This window comes from Flavobacterium sp., assembly GCF_025352015.1.
GTDB lineage: Bacteria > Bacteroidota > Bacteroidia > Flavobacteriales > Flavobacteriaceae > Flavobacterium.
Genome location: NZ_JANXUG010000101.1, coordinates 1 through 20,585, shown reverse-complemented (window position 1 = coordinate 20,585; position 20,585 = coordinate 1). Strand labels below are relative to the sequence as shown.

The window sequence follows — 20,585 nt, the reverse complement described above, 5'->3', positions numbered from 1 at the left end:
TTACAAACTTTAACACTCAATGTTAAGTTATTGTTATCAATGTTAAATTTTATTTTGTTGTAAATTTATACTCTAATTAAAACCAAATTAAATTATGAAAACAAAGTTAAATGGATTTTTGACGCTTTTTATAGCGTTACTAGTGCAGATATCATTTGCACAGGAAAGAACAGTCAATGGAGTTGTTTCAGACAACAACGGTTTACCCATTCCGGGTGTCAATGTTTTGGTAAAAGGAACAAAACTTGGGACTCAAACAGATATGGATGGAAAATTTTCCATAAAAGCAACGCCAACGCAAACGCTGCTTTTCAATTTCATAGGTATGAAATCACAAGAAATTGTGGCTACCTCTTCCTCTATTAATGTAAAAATGAAAGACGATGCAGTAGAACTCGAAGGTGTTGTAGTAACCGCGTTAGGTATTAAAAGAGAAAAAAAATCTCTTGGTTATGCCACCCAAGAGGTTAAAGGTGAAGATTTGAAATCGAATACTGCTGGCGGAAACTTTTTGAATGATTTATCTGGAAAAGTTGCAGGAGTTCAAATTAGAAGAAACAACAACTTTGGTGGTTCAACCAATGTGGTTTCTCGTGGAATAAAAAGTTTAACTGGAGGCAACCAGATGCTGATAGTAATAGATGGAGTTCCTGTTAATAATTCAAACACGAATTCATCAGCTCAAGTAAATGGTAGAGGCGGTAATTACGATTACGGTAGTACAGCTTCAGATATCAATCCTGAAGATATTGAGTCCGTAAATGTTTTGAAAGGAGCTGCAGCAAGTGCACTTTACGGTTATCAAGCTGGTAACGGTGTGCTTCTTATTACTACAAAAAAAGGGAAAGGTGGTAAAAAAGGCATGGGAATTACTGTTTCTTCTGAAGCCATTGTTGGTAGTATTGATAAAACTACATTCCCAACTTATCAAAGTAGGTACGGAGAGGGATACGGTTTGTATTATGGAACAAATGGTGATGGATATTTTAATCAAGCAGATATAAATGGAGACGGAATTATAGATAACATTGCTCCTACCACAGAGGATGCCTCGTATGGAGCTCCGTTTGACAATAGTTTAGTGTATCAATGGGATGCTTTTACTCCTTTTTCTCCCAACTTTGGTCAAAAAACGCCATGGAAGGCAGCCGCTAACGGTCCTATTACTTTTTTTGAAACACCTGTTTCTTTAAACAATTCCATTTCTATTCAAGATGGAGATGATAAATCAAATTTTTTGATTAACATTTCAAATTTAAAGCAAAATGGACTAATGCCTAATAGTGAATTAAACAAAAATAATTTCAGTGCTAAATTTAGTCACAATTTTTCTGATAAATTAACTGTTTCTGTTTACGGAAGTTATACTTCACAAAACACTGTAGGTAGAAATTCTACTGGATATGACAATAATATCACAACCAATTTTCGGCAGTGGTGGCCCGTAAATGTTGATATTAAATCTTTACAACAAGTTTATAATGCTTCTGGTGGGCAAAATGTCACCTGGAATATTAACAGTCCTACTGATTTAAGACCCGCATATTGGGATAATCCGTATTTTCAAAGATTTCAAAATTATCAAAATGATACTAGAGAAAGATTTTTAGGATATATGAAATTAGATTATAAACTGAACAGTTGGCTTTCTAGCACCGTGAGAATTTCAGATGACAGCTATTCTGAATTTCAAGAGGAAAGAAAAGCGGTTGGTTCAATTCCGTCTGAATTTGGAGTACCAGACGCAGACAACAATAGATTAGTTCAAGGTTCTGGTTACACGAGATTTAATAAAACTTATCGCGAAAACAATTATGATTTACTAATAAACTTCAAAAAAGAGTTTGGTCAATTTAACTTAAGCGGATTGTTGGGTGGTACGGTAAACAGAATTAATGTTAGTTCAATATTTGCAGCTACTTCTGGAGGTTTAATTGTTCCGGGAACCTATAGTTTAGCCAATTCATTAAATCCTAATCCAGACCCACTTGAACTTCAATCTAGAACTGGAATAAACAGTTATTATGGATCCCTTTCATTAGGATACAAAGATTTTCTTTATATAGACGGTACTTTGAGAAGAGATGCATATTCATCCCTGCCAAAAGAACGTAATGCTATTACAACTCCATCATTATCAACAAGTTTAGTTTTTTCTAATTTAATCAAAGAAAAATGGTTGTCCTTTGGTAAATTGAGAGCCAACTTGGCACAAGTTGGTAATGGATCACCTGACTTGGCATTGTTAGACACTTATGCTAAATTCCCCGCATTTAACGGTCAAGGTTTATACTCTGTTGCTTCAATAAAAAACAACCCAAATTTAAGACCAACAGTAACGACAAGTTATGAAGCTGGTCTAGAAATGTTATTTCTAAATAAAAGATTGGGTTTTGATTTAGGCGTATATCGTTCCTTAAGTACTGATCAAATTTTTAGAACTCCTTATTCAACTTCGACAGGTGTATCGTCGAGATACATAAATGCTGGCTCCATTGAAAATAAAGGAATAGAAGTTCAGTTGACGGCAACTCCAATCAAAACAGAAAATTTCCAGTGGGATGTAAGTGTAAACTGGTCCAGTAATAGAAATACTGTTGTTACACTAGCCGAGGGGATTGATAATTTACAACTTGGTAGTTTTCAGGGTGGCGTTACCATCAATGCGCAAGTAGGACAACCTTATGGTGTTATTAAAGGCTCTGACTTTACTTATCTTAACGGACAAAGAGTTGTAGGAGCTAATGGCAGATATGTAATTAACAATAATAGTAATAATTCAATTGGAAATATAAATCCAGATTGGATTGGAGGCATCAGAAACAAGTTCACCTATAAAGATTTGTCTCTAAGTTTCCTTATTGATAGTCAAAAAGGAGGCGATATTTTTTCCCTTGATATGTACTATGGTTTAGCCACTGGTTTATATCCTGAAACTGCAGCCAATAACGAACTTGGAAATCCAATTAGAAGTTCTGTAGCTGATGGTGGTGGAATTATTTTGCCCGGAGTTCAAGCGGATGGAACTCCAAATACCGTAAGAACCCCTTCTGCTGAATTCTTTGGAAATGCTTTTGGATATAGAAGACAACCTAATAGAGCATTTATTTATGATGCTTCTTATATAAAGTTAAGAGAAGTGTCTATATCTTATAACTTACCAAAAAAATGGATATCAAAATTAGCCATGGAAAGCATGAAATTTAGTATTGTAGGTACTAATTTATGGATTATTAAAAAAAACTTACCCTATGCTGATCCTGAAAGTGGTTTAACTTCGGGAAATTTATCTTCAGGTTATTCGGTAGGTTCACTTCCAACAACCCGAAATATTGGTTGCAATCTAACATTTAAATTTTAAATCATGAAAAAGATATTATTAATAGTGATCCTTCTAGCCAGTTTTTATTCATGTTCAGATGATATAACTGGACTAAATCAAGATGTTAAAAATCCTGCCTTGGTTCCTGCACAAGTATTATTTACTAATGCAGAAAAAAACATAGTAGATCAAATGGTAAGTACCAGCGTAAATCAAAACGTCTTTAGACTTTTTGTGCAACAATGGACTGAAACTACTTATACAGATGAGAGTAATTATGATTTGGCAACTAGAACTATTCCTGACAATCATTGGCAAGTAATTTACAGAGATGTATTGAGGGATTTAAAAGAATCTAAAAAAGTTTTAGCAACAGAAGTTTATACAGGTTCTGTAACAGATATCGCAAATCAGGAAATAGTAAGAGCAAATAAAGATTATTTGATAGATATTATGACTGCCTATGGTTATTATATTTTAGTAGATACGTTTGGTGATGTACCTTATTCTGAAGCTTTAGATTTAGACAATCATCCTCAACCAAAATATGATGATGCAAAAACAATCTATAAAGATTTGATTAGTAAATTAACTATAGCCTCCAATGGTTTAAATACAACCCAAGGAAGTTTTGGCTCTCAAGATTTAATCTTTAATGGTAATGTTTCCAAATGGAAGCTTTTTGCCAATTCCTTGCGATTACAAATGGCCATTAATATGGATGATATTGACCATGCTTATGCATCAACGCAAGTACTGGCTGCTGTAGCCGACGGTGTAATTCTGTCAAATGCTAACAATGCTGCCTTAGCTTATCTTCCAGCTCAACCAAATACTAATCCTATTTATGTTGATGTAATTGCGAGCGGTCGAAATGATTTTGTTCCAACAAGCACTATAATTAATAAAATGAATGGATTAAATGATCCACGAAAATCAAGTTACTTTACTTTATTTGACCAATTAGATACTAACGGAAACATTACCTCTTCCTATTATGTTGGTGGTACTCCGGGGGATGGAAATACGTATGCTAATTTCTCTCATATAGGAGATAAGTTGGTTGCTCCAACTTTTGAAGGGTTACTTATGGATGCTTCTGAAGTGGAATTTTTATTAGCTGAAGCTGTTGAACGAGGTATTGCTATAGGTGGAACTTCAGAAACTCATTACAACAATGCCATTACAGCATCCATGAAATACTGGGGAGTTTCTGATGCCGATATAGCTTCTTATCTGTCTCAAGCCACTGTAGCTTATTCCACTGCCGCTGTAAACTGGAAAAAGAAAATTGGTGAACAAGCTTATCTTGCTTTGTATAATAGAGGTTTTGAAGCTTGGACTTCGTACAGAAGATTAGATTTTCCAATATTAACTGCTCCTGTAGATGCTGCTGTAAGCCAAGTGCCAACAAGATATACCTACCCTGCATTAGAGGAAACTTTAAATGCAACTAACAATACTGCAGCATCTGCAACTATTGGAGGAAATACATTAATCACAAAATTATTCTGGGATATTTATTAATCTCAAAATAAAATGTAACGCAAAAACCATCCCTATTCGGGATGGTTTTTTTATATCTTTGCGACATGGAAAAAGAAAATCAAATCTTCGGAATAAGAGCCATCATTGAAGCCATTACTGCTGGAAAAGAAATCGACAAAGTCTTTATTCAAAGTGATGCACAAAGCGAATTGATGCAGGAACTTATGAAAGTAATGAAAAAAAGCAGCGTCAATTTCTCTTATGTTCCTGTTGAAAAATTAAACCGATTAACACCCAATAATCATCAAGGTGCGGTAGCAACCATTGCTCCAATAGGCTTTGTAAAACTAGAAACTCTTGTAGATAGCGTTGTAGAAAGCGGAAAGCTTCCACTATTTTTAATTCTTGACCAATTGAGCGATGCCCGAAATTTTGGTGCCATAATTAGAACTGCAGAATGCACAGGTGTAAACGGAATTATAGTTCAAAAAACAGGTTCTGCTCCTGTAAATGGTGATACGGTAAAAACATCGGCGGGTGCCGTATTTAATGTGCCCATTTGTAAAGTTGACCATATTAAAGACGCCATTTTCTACCTTCAAGGAAGCGGAATAAAAACAGTAGCCGCCACCGAAAAAACCGACTTAAACATATATGATATTTCATTAAACGAACCTCTAGCCATCATCATGGGGAGCGAAGATCGAGGTATCAATCCATCAGTGCTGAAAATTGTAGATGAAAAAGCAAAACTTCCTATGTATGGTACAATAGGTTCACTAAATGTATCTGTAGCTTGTGGAGCTTTTCTCTATGAAACGGTTCGTCAAAGACAATAATATTTATTCCTCTTTGGGCGTTTCTTTATATTCATAAACATAGTTTACTACAGCAGGTATTGTAATTTCTTCATCGGTTGTTGTGTTTACAAAATTTCCGTTATTGTCAAAGTGTTTCATAAAAGCATCTTCTTGCGGATTGAAATCGAGTTTTTCCCAAGGATACTGAATTGTTTTTTTGTAATCGGGTGTTTTAAATTTGATGGCAAAAAAGAAACCAGTAATCAAGCCTGCCAAATGTCCTTCCCAAGAAATTTGTTTATCTACCTCGGGGAAAACATACCAAATCATTCCACCATAAAGCAGCACTACCGTAAGCGATAATGCCATTAATCGGTAATATTGAGTCATCATTCCTTTGAAGAATATAAACGAAACTAACACATAAATTAAGCTACTCGCACCAATATGAAACGATGCTCTACCAATAATCCAGGTTATCAATCCTGAAAGCAAAATTCCATAGAATAGGACTTTTAATGAAACGTTTCTATAAAAATAAATAAGCACCGTGGTTAAGATGAAAAGCGGTAACGTATTACTGGCAATATGATTTAAATCGCCATGAAGAAAAGGACTAAAGATGATGCCTTGCAAACCCGAAATGGTCCTCGGTAAGATTCCGTGAGAAGTAAAATCGAGATGAAAAGTATGTTCTATAAAAAAAACTAACCACATCAGCAGTAGCAATAACGAAGGTACAATCCAAACCGACGGTGTATATTTAAAATGATGGTAATCGTTCATGTACTTTTTTTATTTTATCACACAGCTCAAAAACATAGCCAAAATAAAAGTAGTGCTAATTTGTCAGTGTTCGAAAAATAATTTTCTGTTGTTTAAATAATCCAATAGTTTGTTCGTTAGTCCCGATTGTAATGGAAATCAACTTTGTAACTTTGCCCAAAGCAAATTGACAAAGTTATTGCAATGGAAAGCGGGAAAATGGTTTATAAAATGCCTAATGATGGACTTCAAAAAAATTAAAATTGTATTTTTACAACATGGAAGCACCACTTGCCGAACGCATCAGACCGCAACGATTAGAAGATTATATTAGTCAGTTACACTTGGTTGGTGCCAATGGCTCGCTGACGCAACAAATGGTGCACGGCATTATTCCGTCGATGATTTTTTGGGGTTCACCAGGAACTGGAAAGACCACGTTGGCACAGATTATTGCCAAGCAAAGCAATCGTCCGTTTTATGAATTAAGTGCTATAAATAGTGGCGTAAAGGACATTCGCGAAGTGATTGAAAAAGCGAAACAAAGTGGCGGTTTGTTTACTGCCAAAAACCCTATTTTGTTTATTGATGAGATTCATCGGTTTAGTAAATCGCAACAGGATTCGTTATTAGCCGCGGTTGAAAAAGGATGGATTACATTAATTGGTGCTACAACAGAAAACCCAAGTTTTGAAGTCATACCAGCGCTTTTGTCACGTTGTCAGGTGTATGTTTTACATCCGTTTTCCAAAGAAAATTTGCTGGCTTTGTTGCACCGAGCGATGAAAGAAGACAAAATTATTTCGACCAAAAAAATAAAATTAAAAGAAACCGAAGCTTTATTGAGACTTTCGGGCGGCGATGGGCGCAAACTTTTGAATATTTTTGAATTAGTGGTAAACGCCAGTCCTCAAGGAACCATTACCATTACCAACGATAAGGTTTTAGAGTTGGTACAACAAAACACGGTGCTTTATGACAAAACGGGTGAGCAACATTATGATATTGTTTCGGCGTTTATAAAATCTATTCGTGGTAGTGATCCCAATGGTGCGGTGTATTGGTTAGCACGAATGATTGAAGGTGGCGAAGATGTAAAATTCATTGCTCGCCGCATGTTGATTTTATCTAGTGAAGATATTGGTAATGCAAACCCGACGGCATTTATTATGGCAAACAATACTTTTCAGGCGGTTGCAACTATTGGGTATCCCGAGAGTAGAATTATATTGAGTCAATGCGCTGTTTATTTAGCAACATCTGCAAAAAGCAATGCGAGTTATGTGGCAATTGGCGAAGCTCAAGCTATAGTAAAACAAACTGGTGATTTGCCAGTTCCTATTCATTTGCGCAATGCTCCTACTAAACTGATGAAAGAATTGGGCTATGGTGAAGAATATCAGTATTCACATAGTTTTGAAAATAACTTTTCGGAACAAGAATATTTACCTGATGCCATTAAGAATACGGCTTTTTACAACCCTGGTACCAATGCAAGAGAAAATGAATTACGAACTTTTTTAAGGAATCGTTGGAAAGATAAATATGGATATTGAAGCACCATTTTTAAATTATCAGCTTAAGATTATGAGTTTAGAATTTAACTGAAAACATTTCTGATATTAATTTTTCATTTTCATAATATTCAAAAAACCACTGCTCATTTTTAGAAAATAGTACCCCGTTTATGCTTCCTTTTGTAGCTATAAAAATATTTTCTTGAGACGTTTTATATAGGAACAAGATAACTTTTGTTTCACTATCAACCAACTGGAAACCATTCGCGATAGGCTGCGCATAGCATTCTCCTACATCAAGTTTCAAAGCACTGGGAACTACTACGGAAGCCGTCGCATTACTTGTTGTTGTGTTTTTTTCTAAAGAATGCAATCCATTATACTTGTATTTTAATTTATCAAAAGACTGAAACGCAGCGCGCAGTGTCTGATTGTACGCTACAGCATATTCTTTTTCCCTACTTGAACCAAAATCAGTTTCAAAAACCACTTTATCTTGACAATCCTTAAGTACTACTTTTACTTTGGTTATAAAAAAACCTTTGTCTTCAACTAACGAGGCATACAAAATTGCACATCTGTTATTCCTAACTTCGTCGGGCAAAATTTCGGTATTCAAATAGGCTTTGAAACTATATTTTTGAAGCAATAATTTGGTTAATGTATTCAACCTGAATCGATCTTTTTCTTTGAATATATCAAATTTTATAGGCACAACAACATATTGATACTCGTTGACACTTTGCGAAAATGCCGAAAGAGATACCAACAAAATCAGTATAATTACGTAATTTTTCATTTTATAATATTTTTTTTAATTCTAATAAATGGTTTATGGTCACCACATCTTGATGGTTGTGCATTTCTTTTTCATCAAATAATATAGCTTTCATCCCAAAATTTAATGCTCCACGAACGTCAGCATCTATGCAATCGCCAATCATTATAGCGTTTTCTTTTTTGACTTCGGCCAATGACAATGCAAATTCAAAAATGTTGCGATGCGGTTTTTTTACTCCCGCCATTTCTGAATTGGTAATCGTTTTAAAATAATTGCTTAAACCCGATTTACTGATTTTCCTTCCTTGCACTTCGGCAAAACCATTGGTAATAATATGCAACTTATATTTTGAAAATAAATAGTTTAAAACTTCAATAGCACCATCAAAAAGCTGATTGTTATCTGGTAAAAATTCTATATAATCGTTCGCAATCCTATCAATTTCTTCATCTGAAATACTATAATTCAAAACATCAAAAGTTTGTTTTAAACGCTGATATCGTAGTTCTTCGTGAGTCATTTTATCTACTTGATATAGTTTCCAACACGCCTGATTTATGGGCGCATAAATTTTGATAAACACTTCGCTTTCTATATCTGGTTGTTGTTCTTTGAAGATTTTATCAAAAGCTAGTATAGAATTTTTATCAAAGTCCCAAAGAGTATGATCTAGGTCGAAAAATATATCTGTAATGTTTCTCATGTTTAAAAAATGCCTTCGTCTGCAAAACTTAAAAATCCGTTTTCGGTAATAATAATGTGGTCTAAAATTTTAATATCTAACTGATCCCCTGCAATTTTTAGTTTTTTGGTAATTTCTTTATCGGCATCGCTGGCTTGCAATTTTCCTGATGGATGGTTGTGCGTCAATAGTATTGAAATTGCATTTTGCTCAAAAGCGGTTTTGAAAATCAATCGCATATCGACCACAGTTCCCGTAATTCCGCCTTTAGACAATTGTGATTTATAAATTACTTTATTGGAATTATTAAGATACAAAACCCAAAATTCTTCGTGCGGTAATTCGCCAATAATAGGTTGCATAATTTCAAAAACTGCTTTGCTCGACGTAATTTTTTTTAATTCGACGGTTTCTTCTACTCTGCGTCTTCTTCCTAATTCTAGTGCTGCGGCTATAGCTATGGCTTTCGCTTCCCCTATCCCTTTAAATTCCATCAGTTGTTTCAAGGATAATTTTCCTAAAGCGTTCAAGTTATTGTCAATGCTTGAGAGTATTCGTTTGCTTAAACTCACAGCACTCTCATTTCTACTTCCTGAACCAATAAGAATGGCAACCAACTCGGCATCGCTCAAAGCTGCTTTGCCTTTTAGCATCATTTTTTCGCGTGGCTTGTCGTCTTCTGCCCAATTTTTTATCGAAAAATTTTGTTCCAAAGTATTTTTTTTACGCTATTAGTTTTTTTACCTCATCAAAATTCAATCCTCCATAGTTTCCTGAACTCATCAGTAGCAGTGCTGAATTATCGAAATCATATTTTAAAATAAATTCCTTAAACTCTTGTGGATTGGTATAAATAATTAAGTCATCACGCTTAAACGCTTTTGCAATTTGGTCATACGATACGGCTGAAAGTTGTTTGATTTTCACAGCATCTGGCGAATAGAAAACTACGGCAACATCAGCAGCATCAAGAGCTCCTTCGTATTGCTTTAAAAAATTGGCATTCAAGCTACTGTACGTGTGCAGTTCTAAACAGGCTACTAATTTTCTTTCCGGAAATTGCGCTTTTACAGCTTTAGTGGTTGCAGCGACTTTGCTGGGTGAATGCGCAAAATCTTTATAGGCTACTTTCCCAATTCCTTCTGCTATTTTTTCTAAACGTTTGCTCGCACCTTTAAAACTTGCAATAGCTTCATAAAAATCGGCTTCGTCTACGCCCATATTTTGGCATATCCATTTGGCTCCAGACAAGTTATTGAGGTTATGTTCACCAAAAACTTCGATTGGCATTGCTCCCTCGGGTGTATCAAGCATTGTTATTCCGTTTTCTACTGAATAATTTGGTGTTTTATAAGGCAATTTTCGTATAGTATTGGATGAATCTTCGGCTACTTTTTTAACCGTTGCATCTTCTTCGTTATAGACTAATATTCCTCCTTTTGTAATTTGATTGACAAATATTTCAAACTGTTCTACATAATTTTCAAATGTTGGAAAGACATTAATGTGATCCCATGCAATTCCTGAAAGCAACGCAATATTAGGTTGATACAAATGAAATTTTGGTCGCCTGTCTATGGGAGAAGATAAATATTCATCGCCTTCTAAAACTATAAAATCATTTTCTTCGGTGAGATGAACCATTGTTTCAAAACCTTCTAATTGTGCGCCAACCATATAATCAACTTGGATGTTGTGATAATGCATTACGTGAAGAATCATAGAAGTTATTGTCGTTTTTCCGTGAGAACCGCCAATAACAACGCGTGTTTTATTTTTGGATTGTTCGTAAAGAAATTCAGGATAGGAATAAATTTTTAAACCCATTTCCAGCGCTTTCAGCAGTTCAGGATTGTCAGCTTTGGCGTGCATTCCTAGGATTATGGCATCAATATTGGGAGTTATTTTTTCGGGAAACCAACCCATTTCTATCGGTAATAATCCTTTGTTTTCTAGTCTCGATTTGGATGGTTCAAAAATTGCATCATCACTGCCCGTAACTTGATCTCCTTTGTTGTGTAATGCCAAGGCGAGATTGTGCATGGCTGCGCCTCCAATAGCTATAAAATGGGTTCTCATTCTTATAATTTCTTTTTTTCTTGATAATTTTCTAAAAGGGTTTTTGCTTTTTCGGGCTGATTCATTTTGTTTTTATAGAGATTGGCTAATTTTTGATAGCTTACTTTGGAACCACCAATTGCAATAGCTTTGCTATATAGTTTTTCAGCATCTTTATATTTTTCAAAATATTCGGCAATGTGTCCGCTGGCAAGATAGCCGTCGACAGGAGATATTTTTTGCAATTCGTAAGCATATTTTTGAGCTTTGTGTTCACTTCCGCCAATAATAGCAGGTAGTTGCAGGTATAATTCTATTAATGCCCAGCGTGCTTCAACATGGTTTGGATTGATTTGGATTGCTTTTTCGAAGTTTGCTTTTACATCACCTATCATTCCGAGTGCTCTAAATTTATTACTCTCCTTGGCTTTCATACCAAGGCAGCCGCCGTATTTGTAATAATAATTTGCATTGGATGGATTAAGTCTTTTTAGTTTATCATAGTAAATTAATGCTTTATCCCACGATTTATTGCTTCCTTCAATATCACCAAGATATTCTAACGTTTTAAGATGGTTGGGATTTTCTTTCAAGATATTTTCAAACATTGGCTTTGCCAAAGCGTATTTTTCTTGAACAAATAACTTTTCTGCTTTCTCAAAATTTGTTTGTGAAAAAACCATAATTGGGGCTGAAAATATAATAAGGAAGAAAAAATACATCAAACAGTTCATAATGTCTTTACTTAAGCAAATATAGTTCATTATTAGGATTTCAATAATAGATATTCAGCAAAAAACGTCCTAAAAAAATTAGGACGTTTTTAAATACTTTATGAAAAGCTTCATTATTTGAGATAACAAATGGCTTATTTGACCAATGTCATTTCGTCTACAATATTTTTTGCGCCCGAAAAATTCTCGATAACCCATAGTACATAGCGAATATCAACATTGATGGTTCGTTGCAATTTTTTATCAAAAATCACATCGCCTGCCATTGCTTCGATATTTCCATCAAAGGCTATTCCTATCAGTTCGCCTTTTCCGTTTAAAACCGGCGAGCCCGAATTTCCTCCAGTAATGTCATTATCTGTCAAGAAATTAACATGCAAACTTCCGTCTTTATCGGCAAATCTTCCGTAATTTTTCTTTTTATTCATTTCTAAAACTTTCACCGGCAAGTCAAACTCTTCATCGCCTTTTTTATATTTTTTTACTTGTCCGTCCAGTGTCGTGTAATTATTGATAGTAGCATCATTGCGCTTGTCTGCTGGCAAGGAACGTACTTTCCCGTACGTCAAACGCAGCGTTGAGTTAGCATCTGGATATTTGATGTCGCCAATTTTAGATTCTCTTAACCCTTCTACTAGCAAGCGGAACGAAGCACCATAATCGTTTTGTGCTTTAACAATTTCATCTGATTTGGAGTTGTATTGCGTCAATAAATCATTAGAAAGTAAATAGAAAGAATCCGTGTCTAATAAGGTTTGATTAGGCTCTTTTAGAAATGCTTTAACTTTATCTAAAGAGGAAAAAATACTTTTATCAATGGCGTCATTTACATATTTCGTAAAATCATTTTTATTTTCGTCTCCAATTTTCTTAACCATCGGTGCTATAGCATATCCAGTAGATTTTGTCGCGTAGAGTTTAAGTTGTGCCGCCAAAATATCTTTTTCTGCTGGAAGGTATACATCTTCAAAGAATTTGGTAGTGAATTCAATAATTTGTGGTGCCATCGAAGCACGTTTCGCTGCATCAACTTTGGTATAAATATCCAATTGTTTTCCTAATGTTCTTCCTATAATGGCATAAGCACTAGTTCTAAACATTTGTTGCAAATAATTGTCGTGTCTTGATTTTTCGTTGGTCAAACTATAAAACTTATTGATGTTCGCAACCACATTACCATATTTGGCTTTGTTTTCGGGTTTATTTGCCCAATCATTGAACTTTGCTTCTTGTGCTGCTTTTGATTTAGCTGTGCCAAATTTTGATAAGGCATCAATCATTCCTTGTCGGTTTTTCCAGTAATTTGCCGTTGACGCATATTTTGAAGCATAAACCAACCGAAGGGCATCGCTTTGTTCCATATATTTTTTCATACCGTCCATTCCGGTCTTGGCACCTTCAACCCATGCAGGATAAGCAAACTTTACATTTTGATTGATTCCGCTTGCGGGCATCCAACGGTTTGTTCTGCCTGGATACCCTAATATCATAGCAAAATCGCCTTCTTTGACACCCGATAAATTTACGGGCAAATAGTGTTTTGGTTGTAAGGGTACGTTGCTTACTGCGTAGTCTGCAGGGTTTCCGTCCTTGTCTGCATAAACTCTAAACATAGAGAAATCGGCGGTGTGCCGTGGCCATTCCCAGTTATCGGTATCGCCGCCAAACTTGCCTAAACTCTCTGGAGGAACGCCTACTAAACGAACGTCTTTATAATCTTGGTATACAAAATAATAGTATTCATTGCCTTGGAAAAAAGATTTAACCGATACGGTATATTTTCCGTTTTCATTGTTTTCTTTTTCGATCATGGCAATTTCTGCATTGACTGCTTTTTCTCTGTCGGCTTCGCTCATTGATGGGTTTAGTTTGGCTAAAATTCGTTTGGAAACATCATCCATTCGGACAAAGAAACGTACAAACAAACTTGATTGCGGATGTTTTTCGGCTGCTTTATTTGCTGCCCAATATCCGTTTTTGAGCAAGTTGTTATCCGCAGTTGAGAGTTCCGCAATGGCATCATAACCGCAGTGGTGGTTGGTTAAAACCAATCCGTCTTTGGAGATAATTTCGGCAGTGCATCCTCCGTTGAACTGCACAATGGCATCTTTAAGACTGTGGTGATTGATGCTGTAAATTTCTTCGGTGGTGAGTTTTAAACCTTCTTTTTGCATGTCTCTGTGGTTTAATCTTTCGATAAACATTAAGAACCACATTCCTTCGTCGGCTTTCATACTCATTGGCATTAATAGCGTAGCGATGAGTAAGGATAAAATAATTTTTTTCATATTTAATAATTTATTTTTTGAGTGGGGCTAATATACTTTTTTTTGCCTATTTGATTCACAAACAAGTACAAAAACTACTAGTATTTCTTAAATTTTAACTTTGGTTTAGGATATGGTTAATTGTGTGACTGAAAAAGGTATGGAATAATCAGAAAGTTGTTGTTTTAAAAAAATGAGTAAAATAGAAAGTTCGGAAGGCAAGAAATGAAGTTCGAAAGGGGTAAAATAAGTTTCGGAAGGCAAGAAATGAAGATCGGAAGGCGTGAAATGAAATTCGAAAGGTGTGAAATTAATTACGAAAGTTGCGCCGTAAAAGACGGAAATATAAAATTGCCCTTCGACTGCGCTCAAGGTGACAAGATGGATGGCGAAGTTGACTGGATTTTCGGATTAAAAAAGGCTCCCAGGTAGAACCCTTTTGTTAGAATTTTTGTTTTTTTTATTATTTTGGTGGCGACGAAGGTAGACAAACATGCGTTTATACGCCCCAATAGTGGTAAATTGGTGTATATTTTTTGCGCCTATATACGAGTTATAAGCAATTTTACGGAACGTACTCGCAACAACGAAACTAATAAATTAATTCAATACTATGAAGAAATACATTTATACAGCAACAATCTTTTTCCTTCTTATTCTATCTTCTTGTTCTGAAAAGAATGAAAGTAGCCAAAACATTTTTGAAGCAGACAAAAATGCGTTACTAAAATCAATAGACATTTTAGGGAAAGCAGCCGACAAGATGAATAAAATTTCAGCTACTGAAAGTGAAATAAATATTAATAATATTGCTGATAATTCGCAAGTTTCAAAATTAACGGAACAACAACAAAGTTATCTTGAAGCATTAGAAGAAATTGAATCAGGCATAAAAGAAAGTTATAAAGTTTCTGACAATTTTCTTAATAATATTCACCCCGAAATGAAAACAATGTATCGGGACAATTATATTGGAAGTTTCAAATTAGTTCTTACAGAACAAAAAGCAATATTAAAAAAGGGGTTTGACAAAGGAACCGACATCTTAAAAGATAAAGATTATCTAACGAAACTATCAGAAGAACACGCTAAATCAGAAAAACATATTTTAGAAATGCAAACGTTATGGTATAACTTTATTCAATCTCATCAAGATGTTTTGAATGATGAAATCAATTTATCAGGAAAAAAATCAAACAAATCTTACTGGGGGATGTTTTGGCGTTTTCTGATTGCAACATTTATAGCAGTTATTCTTGTTTCTGTAGTTATAAGTTTACTTGTCTTGCCCATTGCAGGACTTGGTCTTATCGGTGATAAAATAAAGTCAAATGTTTTGCCGTATCTCAACATTCTGTTTTCATTAATTGCAGGTATAGCACAATTTTATTTTTGGCTTCTTTGGGCAGCATTTTGCGTGCACCACATTTACTATTTTATGGATTCACCAAATGTTACACATCGTTGGCTTTATTATATTACAGGATTTTCATTTGCTATCACTCCGATGAGTTATTTATCATCTAAAGAACAAGACATAACGGATTCACATAAAGAAAAAGCAAGTATATTTTTAGGCTCTTCAATTTACATTTTATTTACAGTTGTTATGTTCATTCTCTTTTGCATTTATCCAAACTGGATGGATTATAAATATGTCTCTTTCATTAATGACTGGCTAACGAAGCATTAAACACATAATTAAAAATGGAATTAAAAACAAAAGAGGCATATATAGTTTTTGGTGAACTGGGATTAGCACCTGTTGCAGAAGAAATAATTTTATTTAATAATGAGTTGGTTGAATTAATTCCACATAGTACTAATAAAAATACAATGACAGGTATTCCGATTAATAAAAGACAGAAATATGTATTAAAGTTTTTAGACAAATATGATTGTAAAGAAATTAAAGAACCAACTAAATTTGCCAAACTAACTTATACTAATCATAACAACAAAGAAATATGAATCGTCCTAAAATAGGTTGACTAAAAATTTGACAAATTTATTCATTAATTGTAGCTGAAATTAAATTTCCTTTCCTCTCTACAACAATCTTAATGTTTCTGTTTTGTTTCAAATAATTTTGAATATCGCAATATGATTGAGTATCGATTTTTTTAGTATCAATTTCGTTTATTTTAACAACAACATCACCAATTTTTAAATCTTTAGTTGATTTATTTTCCCAAATAAAGCAAATTTCAAGTTGGATATTATCAGTATCATTTATGCATAAACTTAAATCATTATCAACTTTGTTCTTTTCGTTTGTATTTCCAAGATATACTTGGTTTTCAGTAAAATTAAATATAACATCTTCTAATCCAAATATTTTATTGCCGACTAAAGGCTTCGAATTATCAATTATTGTCGAAACTAAATTAAATCTATTTCCGCCTAATTCTATTTCGTTTAGTATAATTTTTTTAAGTTTACCAACAATATCAGAATTAATAGTTATAAAACCCTTTCCGTAACCATTTACCACATTATTATCAGAATGAGTTTTAACATCTTGAAATACATTATTATTTAACTTTAACATTCCCGAAAACCCAGTATCTAATAAAGCAACAATATACTTGTTATTATATTTTAAACGCAAAAGCGGAGAAATATCGCTTTGCCATTTTATTGAGGTAAAATTTTCATCATTAGTAGTTTTAAATGCAGTTTTAGAAAAATATACATTTTTATTCTTAAAATCAAATTTCCAGTTACATTTTTTTATAATGTTTGCACCCAAAATCCCATCTATTTTGAAGCAAGAGACAGAGTTAATCTTACTTAAATCTTGTTTTATGTATGCAACTTTATTAAATTTCGTTCCATTGATAATAAAGTTTGTTTGAAATATCTTTTTTTCTACATCATTCCCTAGTAAATCAGTTACCGTAATTTTGGATAATTCGCTTGATTTTATATCAATTTCATTAGAAAATATAGTGACAGTTGCACCAGTATCAAACAGAAAATTATATTTTTTATCTTGTATTACGACTTCAATAAATAAGTAACCACCTTGATAATTAAGTAATGCGGTCTCGTTTGTTGTATCTAGATTTTCAATAAAACCACCTAATATTTGCTCACTAATATTAATATCTTGTGAAAAAGTATTATTCACAAAAATACCAAAAACGATAATTAAAGCATATTTGTTCATAGAAGTAAATATTAAGGTGGTTATTTAAAGCAATTTTAGAATGACCAAATTAATGAAACCGACCACTTGAATTTAACCCTTGGTGGTTCTTCTGCCCAGTTCCAGGTATCAGAACCTTCGATTTTAGTCTTAATTTTTCTTTTACCTGCTACGGGATTTTGATAAACTTCTGGCGTTTCTAAAACAATTTCTTGTTTTGTTGCAATTGCGGTTGCAGTTTGAAAACCAATGTACGTCATAAAATCTTTAGAAATTAATCGGGTATATTCAATTTGATCATCATTTAAATCAAAATTTGAAATAACCCAATCTGATGTTTCAAACTGAATTTTGAAAATTTCACTTCTAAATTCGTCTTCGGACAAAGAATTAATCATTCTTACTTTAAGGTCTAAACCTTTTTGATTAAACGGTACTTTTTTTATGATAAAAAAATTTTAGATATAGGCAAAGTTAATAAGGTATTTATCTACTTATTTACAATATTTTAATAAAATTTCTATAAAGAATAGTTAAAATAGATAAGGCTTCTGCCAACAGGGGTTTGGCAAAATTGGGGTTTCGGTCATTCCTCGAAAGTTGGTTTTGTGTTTGCGAGATTGGTTTTAAACCTTTACATTTGGCTAACTTTGCCCCCAAATTCAGCCAAGCCCAACTCGTTAACTGCCATTATCGAATCACGAACGCATAAAATCGAATCGAATCGAATCATTTTCGAAAATATTTATATATTTGTGAAATGGAAAACAATGTATATAACTTCAAAATTGACATAGATTGGAGATTGATTAATATAATCAGTCAAATAGATCGATTCGATGCGTCTTGGACTACTATTGAGAAAAAAGAAGGTCAAAGTTTAAAACAACTAAAGTCAATTGCAACCGTCAGAAGTGTTGGAGCTTCTACTAGAATAGAAGGTTCAAAAATGAGCGATGAGGAAGTAACTGTTTTGCTCCAAGAATTAGATATTTCAAAATTAGAAGATAGAGATTCACAAGAAGTTGTTGGCTATTTTAATGCGTTTGACATTATTTCAGAATCTTATATGGATATAGATATTTCAGAAAATAGTTTGAAGAATTTGCATAATATCTTGATGAGACATAGTAAGAAAGACGAATGGCATAAAGGAAAATACAAACAACACAGCAACGCAGTTGAAGCAAATTATCCTGATGGAACTAAACAAATTGTTTTTCAAACAACTGAAGCAGGATTTGCAACTGAAAATGCGATGCAAAACTTAATAAATTGGTACAATAATGACTTAACAACTCATCCATTAGTTAAATGCTCACTATTTACATATGAATTTTTAAGTATTCATCCATTTCAAGACGGAAACGGAAGATTGAGCAGATTAATTTCATCTTTATTGCTACTGAAAAATGGATATAATTGGATTCAATATGTCAGTTTTGAACACGAAATAGAAAACAGAAAACCTCAATATTATAGAGTTTTAATGAATTGTCAAAGTCAAAGACCTAACGAAAACGTAAGTGAATGGGGTGTTTTCTTTTTCGATGCACTGAAAAAAATTCAAGAACAACTTATATTAAAATTAGAGCAAAGTGGTATAGAAATTCAATTATCACCAAGAGAAAAATCAATATTAACATTTATCATTAACAATGCTGGCTGTAAATCGGGAGAAATTGCAAAAAAACTTGGAATTCCAAGCCCAACAATCAAAAGATTATTACCCGAATTAATACAAAAAAACTTAATTGAAAAACACGGAATTGGACCAAGTACAAATTATTCAATAAAATAACGGCAGTTAACAGCGGTTTCACAAAATGTGGGCTTTGGGTCTTGAATTCAAAGATTGTTTTGTACTTTTGAGTTCAGTGATTAACAGAAATGTAAGTGCTAATTGAATCGTCCTAAAATAGGTTGACTAAAAATTAAACACTTTTAGTATTCTATGGAAACATCAACAAATCAAGCCAGCCGAAAAAACGGCTATCAAAAAGTAACTTTCCAGCACAAACTTTGCCAAGTTTCAATGATTTCAAGAATGCTTGTCCTAGTAAATACGACAATGGTCAAGTAGTTTGCACTAATATTGGAGGTGGTGCTTTAACAATGTATAATAATGTAGCAAATAGCGGTTTTAGATTAAATACTTGTGCGCTTCGCGTATCTAGGGCATTGAATTATTCTGGAATAATAATTCCTGCTTTACCTGATAACCCAAACGGCACAAAAAACACAGTTGTAGGTTCAGATGGAAAGAACTATATAATAAGTGCTAAAGTTTTGAATGCTTGGCTGCGTAAAACTTTCGGAACAAATCCTTCAAATTATCAACATTATACTGCTTCTCAAGGAGGTGCACATGGAGTTGGTTTTTCACCTTTACTAGCTAATATAAACGGGATTTATTCCATGGTTTCTTTACCCGCTATACAACATACTTGGGCTACAGGTCATGCGGATTTATTAAATTCGAATTCTACTTGTGGAAATCATTGTCTTTTTTATGAAGCTCCTATTTTGCGTTTGGACGTATGGGAATTAAATTAAAATTTTTATGAAATCAATATTATTAGTTTTCAGTTTCTTAATGTTATTAAGTTGTTCAGTAACAAAAGAAGAAAAAGTGTTAAAAAAAATTTATATTAAAGAATTTAAATATAGATATTTTGCTAGCTGTGTAAAGAATGGTTTTGATAATTCAAAAGAGGTTCAAACACTTTTTGAAGTTGACAATAGTGGATATGGAGAACCTATTTTGGGAGATAAATATTTATTAATAGACAGTATTGCCAAAATTACTGCGAAGAAAATAAAGTTAGATTCAGTTAATTCTATTGGAAAAATAGCTGAAGGTGTACAAGGGAAAAAAGTGTTTTCAACATGTCTGTGTGAGTACAATAGTAATTGGTTAGACTCAATAGCAAAAAACGAGTACAAAAAAAACCTAAAACTAGATAGAGATTTTAAACGAGTATTAAATAAAAATTAAATAAAAAGCAGTTTTGGCTTCG

19 protein-coding genes are annotated in these 20,585 nt (G+C 33.6%); 10 read left to right on the top strand and 9 right to left on the bottom strand.

Annotated features, from left to right (window positions below; genetic code table 11):
• Nucleotides 1–94 precede the first annotated feature (94 nt).
• The 3 genes from Q0Q96_RS10120 (at nucleotide 95) to rlmB (ending at nucleotide 5,649) form a co-directional block, all read left to right on the top strand.
• Nucleotides 95–3,361, top strand: a complete 3,267-nt coding sequence (locus Q0Q96_RS10120) for a SusC/RagA family TonB-linked outer membrane protein (RefSeq protein ID WP_293874498.1) — start codon at nucleotides 95–97, stop codon at nucleotides 3,359–3,361.
• Nucleotides 3,362–3,364: 3 nt separating this feature from the next.
• Nucleotides 3,365–4,849 (top strand): SusD/RagB family nutrient-binding outer membrane lipoprotein, encoded by a 1,485-nt coding sequence (locus Q0Q96_RS10115; RefSeq protein WP_293874496.1) that lies wholly within the window; start codon nucleotides 3,365–3,367, stop codon nucleotides 4,847–4,849.
• Between the two features lie 65 nt (nucleotides 4,850–4,914).
• Entirely contained in the window at nucleotides 4,915–5,649 is a 735-nt protein-coding gene (gene rlmB, locus Q0Q96_RS10110) for a 23S rRNA (guanosine(2251)-2'-O)-methyltransferase RlmB (RefSeq protein ID WP_293874494.1), read from the top strand.
• A gap of 3 nt (nucleotides 5,650–5,652) precedes the next feature.
• On the opposite strand, the gene Q0Q96_RS10105 is transcribed toward rlmB, so the two are convergent.
• Entirely contained in the window at nucleotides 5,653–6,396 is a 744-nt protein-coding gene (locus Q0Q96_RS10105; RefSeq protein ID WP_293874492.1) for a rhomboid family intramembrane serine protease, read from the bottom strand.
• 257 nt (nucleotides 6,397–6,653) lie between these two features.
• On the opposite strand from Q0Q96_RS10105, the gene Q0Q96_RS10100 reads away from it, so the two are divergent.
• A complete protein-coding gene (locus tag Q0Q96_RS10100; RefSeq protein WP_293874490.1) occupies nucleotides 6,654–7,931 on the top strand; it encodes a replication-associated recombination protein A in 1,278 nt (425 codons plus the stop codon).
• Nucleotides 7,932–7,968: 37 nt separating this feature from the next.
• On the opposite strand, the gene Q0Q96_RS10095 is transcribed toward Q0Q96_RS10100, so the two are convergent.
• The 6 genes from Q0Q96_RS10095 to Q0Q96_RS10070 form a co-directional block, all read right to left on the bottom strand.
• Nucleotides 7,969–8,691: a hypothetical protein gene (locus Q0Q96_RS10095; protein ID WP_293874487.1), complete on the bottom strand. Its 723-nt coding sequence runs from the start codon at nucleotides 8,689–8,691 to the stop codon at nucleotides 7,969–7,971.
• Nucleotide 8,692: 1 nt separating this feature from the next.
• Entirely contained in the window at nucleotides 8,693–9,376 is a 684-nt protein-coding gene (locus Q0Q96_RS10090) for a YjjG family noncanonical pyrimidine nucleotidase (protein WP_293874484.1), read from the bottom strand.
• Nucleotides 9,377–9,378: 2 nt separating this feature from the next.
• The gene (gene radC / locus Q0Q96_RS10085) at nucleotides 9,379–10,068 is read right to left on the bottom strand and encodes a DNA repair protein RadC (RefSeq protein WP_293874481.1); all 690 of its coding nucleotides are present in this window, start codon (nucleotides 10,066–10,068) and stop codon (nucleotides 9,379–9,381) included.
• A gap of 10 nt (nucleotides 10,069–10,078) precedes the next feature.
• Nucleotides 10,079–11,434, bottom strand: a complete 1,356-nt coding sequence (locus Q0Q96_RS10080; protein ID WP_293874478.1) for a Mur ligase family protein — start codon at nucleotides 11,432–11,434, stop codon at nucleotides 10,079–10,081.
• A 2-nt stretch (nucleotides 11,435–11,436) separates the two neighbouring features.
• Nucleotides 11,437–12,096 (bottom strand): tetratricopeptide repeat protein, encoded by a 660-nt coding sequence (locus Q0Q96_RS10075; protein ID WP_293874475.1) that lies wholly within the window; start codon nucleotides 12,094–12,096, stop codon nucleotides 11,437–11,439.
• Nucleotides 12,097–12,281: 185 nt separating this feature from the next.
• Entirely contained in the window at nucleotides 12,282–14,435 is a 2,154-nt protein-coding gene (locus Q0Q96_RS10070; protein WP_293874472.1) for a S46 family peptidase, read from the bottom strand.
• A 246-nt stretch (nucleotides 14,436–14,681) separates the two neighbouring features.
• Here Q0Q96_RS10070 and Q0Q96_RS10065 point away from each other — a divergent pair, with 246 nt between their 5' ends.
• The 3 genes from Q0Q96_RS10065 (at nucleotide 14,682) to Q0Q96_RS10055 (ending at nucleotide 16,385) form a co-directional block, all read left to right on the top strand.
• Nucleotides 14,682–14,846: a hypothetical protein gene (locus Q0Q96_RS10065; RefSeq protein ID WP_293874469.1), complete on the top strand. Its 165-nt coding sequence runs from the start codon at nucleotides 14,682–14,684 to the stop codon at nucleotides 14,844–14,846.
• A 181-nt stretch (nucleotides 14,847–15,027) separates the two neighbouring features.
• Entirely contained in the window at nucleotides 15,028–16,107 is a 1,080-nt protein-coding gene (locus Q0Q96_RS10060; RefSeq protein ID WP_293874466.1) for a hypothetical protein, read from the top strand.
• Nucleotides 16,108–16,121: 14 nt separating this feature from the next.
• Nucleotides 16,122–16,385 carry a hypothetical protein gene (locus Q0Q96_RS10055; protein ID WP_293874463.1) on the top strand — a complete coding sequence of 88 codons (264 nt, stop codon included), beginning with the start codon at nucleotides 16,122–16,124 and terminating at the stop codon, nucleotides 16,383–16,385.
• Between the two features lie 37 nt (nucleotides 16,386–16,422).
• Here the strand turns inward: Q0Q96_RS10055 and Q0Q96_RS10050 are convergent, their stop codons facing one another.
• Nucleotides 16,423–17,586 carry a hypothetical protein gene (locus tag Q0Q96_RS10050; protein ID WP_293874460.1) on the bottom strand — a complete coding sequence of 388 codons (1,164 nt, stop codon included), beginning with the start codon at nucleotides 17,584–17,586 and terminating at the stop codon, nucleotides 16,423–16,425.
• Nucleotides 17,587–17,621: 35 nt separating this feature from the next.
• Complete coding sequence (locus Q0Q96_RS10045; RefSeq protein WP_293874457.1) at nucleotides 17,622–17,963, bottom strand: hypothetical protein; 342 nt, start codon at nucleotides 17,961–17,963, stop codon at nucleotides 17,622–17,624.
• 362 nt (nucleotides 17,964–18,325) lie between these two features.
• Here Q0Q96_RS10045 and Q0Q96_RS10040 point away from each other — a divergent pair, with 362 nt between their 5' ends.
• The 3 genes from Q0Q96_RS10040 (at nucleotide 18,326) to Q0Q96_RS10030 (ending at nucleotide 20,563) form a co-directional block, all read left to right on the top strand.
• Nucleotides 18,326–19,366 carry a Fic family protein gene (locus Q0Q96_RS10040; protein WP_293874454.1) on the top strand — a complete coding sequence of 347 codons (1,041 nt, stop codon included), beginning with the start codon at nucleotides 18,326–18,328 and terminating at the stop codon, nucleotides 19,364–19,366.
• 221 nt (nucleotides 19,367–19,587) lie between these two features.
• Complete coding sequence (locus tag Q0Q96_RS10035) at nucleotides 19,588–20,121, top strand: T6SS effector amidase Tae4 family protein (RefSeq protein WP_293874451.1); 534 nt, start codon at nucleotides 19,588–19,590, stop codon at nucleotides 20,119–20,121.
• A 7-nt stretch (nucleotides 20,122–20,128) separates the two neighbouring features.
• Nucleotides 20,129–20,563, top strand: coding sequence for a hypothetical protein (locus tag Q0Q96_RS10030; protein WP_293874449.1), 435 nt, complete (start codon nucleotides 20,129–20,131; stop codon nucleotides 20,561–20,563).
• Nucleotides 20,564–20,585: the final 22 nt, after the last annotated feature.